Here is a 4,159-nt window from a genome sequence, read left to right on the forward strand (position 1 = left end):
GGCATCCGGCACGCCACTCGCCGCAGACGCGGCAGCCGGCGGCTCGCCGTGTTCGGCCGTCTGTGTCGACGTGAGGACCGGTTCCGGCGCCGGCGCGGGTTTCGGTGCGGCGGCCTTGGGCTCCGCCGGTGCGGGCGCGGCCGGATGCTCGACCGGCTTCGGCGCGGGCGGCACGGGCTGGCGCTCGATCGGCTGCGGTTTCAGCAGCTCGATTTGCACGGGGACTTCGGCGGGCGCGGGTGGCGTGAACGCGTCGCGGTTGCGCAGCAGCCAGAACGCGGCGAGCGCGTGCAGCACCAGCACGACGACGAGCGCAATGCCCACGCGCAGCCAGCGGCGGGGCAAGGCATGACTCGGGCGGAGGTCGGCAGGCTGCATGGGCATCGGAACAGGATCGGGGCGCTCGCGCGGGCTCGGGCGCGCGGCGCGCGCCACAGGAATCGGACTGTCGAATGCGCCGCGCGTTCGCGCCGCGTGACGTGGCGGGTGCCGCGTGCGTCAGGCGTCGCGCGCGTCGGGACTATAGCCGAGTTCGTAAGACAGTTTCTGCGCGCATGCGCGCAGCGCGGTGTCGATTTCGCCGCCCCACGCAATGTCGAACGAGCCTTCCTGGCCGAGCGCGACGATCGCGAGCGCGAGTTCGCCGACCGCATCGAACACGGGCATGCAGAACGCGTGGATCGTCGGCAGCAGCATCCCTTCGACACGCGCGGCTTCGTGCCGGCGCACGTCGGCAAGCACCGCGTCGACCTCGTCGAGCGTGCGCGGGCCGCCGTGGTGCGGCGAGCGGCGCGTATCGGCGAGTTCGCGCTCGAGCATCGCGGCGGTCTTGCTGCGCGGCAGGTACGCGGCGAACAGCAGCCCCGTCGCGGAGCCGAGCAGCGGCATCACGTCGCCGAGCTTCAGCGACGCCTTCGCCGGGTGGCTCGATTCCATCCAGTGCACGATCGTCGGCCCCTGGTTGCCCCATACCGCGATGCCGACCGTCTGGTCGAGGCGGTCGCGGAATTCGGTCAGCGCGATCCGCGCGAGCTTCACGCCATCGACGCGCGCGAGCCGCGCGAGCCCCATCTGCAACGCGAAGCCGCCAAGCTCGTAGCGGCCCGAGACGGGATCCTGCGACACCACGCCGAGCCGCGAGAAGCTGACGAGGTAGCGGTGCGCCTTTGCAGGACTCATGCCCGCGCGCTGCGCGAGGTCGCGCAGCATCATCGCGCGCGGCTCGCTCGTCAGCACGTCGAGCAGGCGGAAGCCGACCTCGATCGACTGGATGCCGGAACGGATCTTCTCGCCATGCTCGCCGGAAGCGGCGTCGTCGGTGTCGGAGTCGGCGAGATCGTCGTCGGGAAGCGGGCTGGCGGGCATGGGCGGCACGTGCGCGAAAAGGCGGCAGGGATCGGTCTGAAAAATCGGTCTGAAAAATCAGGGCGAAAACGGCGCGCACAATCGCGGCGCGCCGCAGGGATTCACCATCGTAAAATAGATTCCCTCCATCGTCACTACAACGGCAGAGTCCCCCCTATGAAACTTGCTTCGCTGAAGGACGGCACGCGCGACGGCCAGCTGACCGTCGTGTCGCGCGACCTGCACACCGCGGCGATCGCCGACGCGATCGCGCCGACGCTGCAGCGTGTCCTCGACGACTGGGCGTTCTACGCGCCGCAGCTGCGCGACCTGTACGACGCGCTGAACCACGGCCGCGCGCGCAATTCCTTCGCGTTCGATCCGGCCAACTGCATGGCGCCGCTGCCGCGCGCGTTCCAGTGGGCCGACGGCTCCGCGTACGTGAACCACGTCGAGCTCGTGCGCCGCGCGCGCGGCGCGGAGATGCCGCCCGAATTCTGGACCGACCCGCTGATGTACCAGGGCGGCAGCGACGATTTCCTTGGGGCCCGCGACGACATCGTGTGCCCGTCGGAGGAATGGGGCATCGATTTCGAGGCGGAAGTCGCGGTGATCACCGGCGACGTGCGGATGAGCGCGTCGCCCGACGAAGCGCTGAAGGCCGTGCGGCTCGTCACGCTCGTGAACGACGTGTCGCTGCGCAACCTGATTCCGGCCGAACTCGCGAAGGGCTTCGGCTTCTTCCAGAGCAAGCCGGCCACCGCGTTCGCACCGGTCGCCGTGACGCCCGACGAGCTCGGCGACGAATGGCGCGAAGGCCGCGTGCACCGGCCGATGATCGTCCACTGGAACGGCAAGAAGGTCGGCCAGCCCGATGCCGGCACCGACATGGTGTTCCACTTCGGCCAACTGATTGCGCACGCGGCGAAGACGCGTAACCTGCGCGCCGGCTCGATCGTCGGCTCGGGCACGGTGTCGAACAAGGACGCGAAGCGCGGCTATTGCTGCATCGCCGAGAAGCGCTGCCTCGAGACGATCGAGCACGGCGCGCCGCAGACCGAATTCATGCGCTATGGCGACACCGTGCGCATCGAGATGTTCGACGCGGCCGGCAAGTCGATCTTCGGCGCGATCGAGCAGTCGGTCGCCCCGCCCGACGGCGCGGCGTAAGTCACGCGCAGCACGCAGCGCGCCGCTTCCGCGAAACCCGGGCCCGGCCCGCGCGCCGGGTTTCGCCTGATGTTTGCCCGCGCGGGCTTGGCTACACTCGATTCAAGGGTTCGACAGCCTCGAGCAAGGAGCAGCACATGGCCAATCTCGCCGCGTACGGCGGTTACGAAGCACTGAAGGTGACGCGCCGCGACCATGGCGTGCTCGACATCGTGATGAGCGGCGAGGGCGCGAACCGCAGCGGCCTCGCGACCGCGAACGCACGCATGCATCGCGAGCTCGCCGACATCTGGCGCGACGTCGACCGCGATCCCGACACGCGCGTCGCGGTGATCCGCGGCGAAGGCAAGGGCTTCTCGGCGGGCGGCGATCTCGCGCTCGTCGAGGACATGGCGAACGACTTCGACGTGCGCGCCCGCGTGTGGCGCGAGGCGCGCGACCTCGTCTACAACGTGATCAACTGCAGCAAGCCGATCGTCTCGGCGATGCATGGCCCGGCCGTCGGCGCGGGGCTCGTCGCCGGGCTCCTCGCCGACATCTCGATCGCCGCGAAGGATGCGCGCATCATCGACGGCCACACGCGGCTCGGCGTTGCGGCCGGCGACCACGCGGCGATCGTGTGGCCGCTGCTGTGCGGGATGGCGAAGGCGAAGTACTACCTGATGCTGTGCGAGCCGGTGAGCGGCGAGGAGGCCGAGCGGATCGGGCTGGTATCGCTCGCGGTCGAGCCGGCCGACCTGCTGCCGAAGGCGTACGAAGTGGCCGAGCGGCTCGCGCACGGTTCGCAGTCGGCGATCCGCTGGACCAAGTACGCATTGAACAACTGGCTGCGCACGGCAGGGCCGACCTTCGATACGTCGCTTGCGCTCGAATTCATGGGCTTCGCGGGGCCCGACGTGCAGGAAGGCATCCGCTCGCTGCGCGAGCGGCGCCCGCCCGAGTTTCCCGGCGACGCGCCGTTCTGACACGCGCCGGCGCTATGATCGAACCAGGCGCGGCTCGCGCGACGCATGGCGGCCGCTTCGCTCTCACCCAGTCAACCAGGATGCCTGTATGACGACCGATGCCTCCGGCTCCAACCCTTTCGCCGGCTTTGCCGGCTTCAAGCCCGCCGACATGATGGACCGGATGTGGGACATGATGCGGATGTCGCCGTTCGGCGGGATGACGTCGTTTCCGGGCGCCACGCAAGGGCTGCCGCCGTCGCTGTCGAGCATGTCCGACATGATGGCGCCGCTCACGAGCGTCGAGGAGCTCGACAAGCGGATCACCGACCTGCGCGCGGTCGAGCAGTGGCTGAAGCTCAATCTCGGGATGCTGCAGTCCGCGATCCAGGCGCTCGAGGTGCAGCGCGCGACGCTCGCGACGCTGCGCGCGTTCGGCGCGTTCGCGCAAAGCTCGATGTCGGCGGCCGAGGAAGCAGCGGTCGCGGCCGCGCAGGCGGCGAAACACGCGTCGGCGTCGCCGGGCGACGCGTCGCAGCCGGATGCCGACGCGTCGGATGCACCGGCGGGTGACGCCGCGCAGCAGGCCTTCGATCCCTCCGGCTGGTGGAACCTGCTGCAGTCGCAGTTCAACCAGCTCGCGAGCCTCGCGATGGCGCAGCCGGGCATGCAGCCCGCCGCGCCGGGCGATGCGCCGCCGT

4 protein-coding genes and 1 pseudogene are annotated in these 4,159 nt (G+C 70.0%); 3 read left to right on the forward strand and 2 right to left on the reverse strand.

The window, feature by feature from the left end:
* Together G3N64_RS38360 and G3N64_RS38365 are read right to left on the reverse strand one after the other, a co-directional pair.
* Window positions 1–384, reverse strand: a pseudogene (locus G3N64_RS38360) (DUF3108 domain-containing protein); the annotation flags it as partial.
* 114 nt (window positions 385–498) lie between these two features.
* Window positions 499–1,365: an IclR family transcriptional regulator gene (locus G3N64_RS38365; protein WP_205788788.1), complete on the reverse strand. Its 867-nt coding sequence runs from the start codon at window positions 1,363–1,365 to the stop codon at window positions 499–501.
* A gap of 156 nt (window positions 1,366–1,521) precedes the next feature.
* Between G3N64_RS38365 and G3N64_RS38370 the strand changes: the two genes are divergently transcribed.
* The 3 genes from G3N64_RS38370 to G3N64_RS38380 form a co-directional block, all read left to right on the forward strand.
* Complete coding sequence (locus tag G3N64_RS38370) at window positions 1,522–2,514, forward strand: fumarylacetoacetate hydrolase family protein (RefSeq protein ID WP_205788789.1); 993 nt, start codon at window positions 1,522–1,524, stop codon at window positions 2,512–2,514.
* Window positions 2,515–2,651: 137 nt separating this feature from the next.
* Window positions 2,652–3,479 (forward strand): enoyl-CoA hydratase/isomerase family protein, encoded by an 828-nt coding sequence (locus G3N64_RS38375; RefSeq protein ID WP_085042695.1) that lies wholly within the window; start codon window positions 2,652–2,654, stop codon window positions 3,477–3,479.
* Window positions 3,480–3,567: 88 nt separating this feature from the next.
* The coding region (locus tag G3N64_RS38380) for a PhaM family polyhydroxyalkanoate granule multifunctional regulatory protein (protein WP_205788790.1) at window positions 3,568–4,159 on the forward strand (592 nt) is incomplete at its 3' end.

Source organism: Burkholderia sp. Ac-20344 (assembly GCF_017104975.1).
In the GTDB taxonomy this organism is placed as follows: Bacteria; Pseudomonadota; Gammaproteobacteria; order Burkholderiales; family Burkholderiaceae; genus Burkholderia.